Genomic DNA, 570 nt, shown 5'->3' on the forward strand with positions numbered 1-570 from the left:
GATTACCAACTCTGGAAAGGAGCGGTAACTGGTCTAAGGGAAACCGGACAGGCTATCGCTCAGCTACCTAACACGCTGATAAATACATCAGTAGCTTTAGGCCATTCTATTGCACCTGAAACTATTACCCGCGATTCTTCACAAAACCCGGTTGATATTTATGGCCGTGATACGTTTGGCAGTGATAATGCTGTAAGTCAGGCTCTACAGCCTGAAACTGAACAAGGCCAGGCTATTGCTAATGCCCTGCCCTATACAATGGGCGGCGGTTTCCTCCGTGAAGCGGCTAACGTTCATGCTATGACTGTTAAACAACTTCAGGATCAGGGCATTCCTCTTACCTCTGAAAACATCGCTCAGGCAGACACAGAGAATATGCTCCTGTTAGGTTTGGGTGTTGGTACAAAGAAAGCCGGTGGTGCTCTCTATGGTGGAGCAGCGGAGCGCGGTCTATTAGGTGGTAATGCTCAGGCCAGAGCTATGGCTGGTAAGTTTGGAGAACAAGCGGAGGATGTTTATCAGGGCGGTAATCAGGCACAACAGCAGGCATATAAAGATGTTTATACCGGC

The 570-nt window shown here is 48.6% G+C and carries 1 protein-coding gene; it reads left to right on the forward strand.

Annotated elements, in window-relative coordinates; translation table 11 throughout:
* Positions 1–570, forward strand: a 570-nt coding sequence (locus N1032_RS26870) for a hypothetical protein (RefSeq protein ID WP_259543736.1), incomplete at both ends; no start/stop codon positions are given.

Origin of the sequence: Herbiconiux daphne (genome assembly GCF_024979295.1) — a bacterium.
Taxonomy (GTDB): domain Bacteria; phylum Actinomycetota; class Actinomycetes; order Actinomycetales; family Microbacteriaceae; genus Herbiconiux; species Herbiconiux daphnes.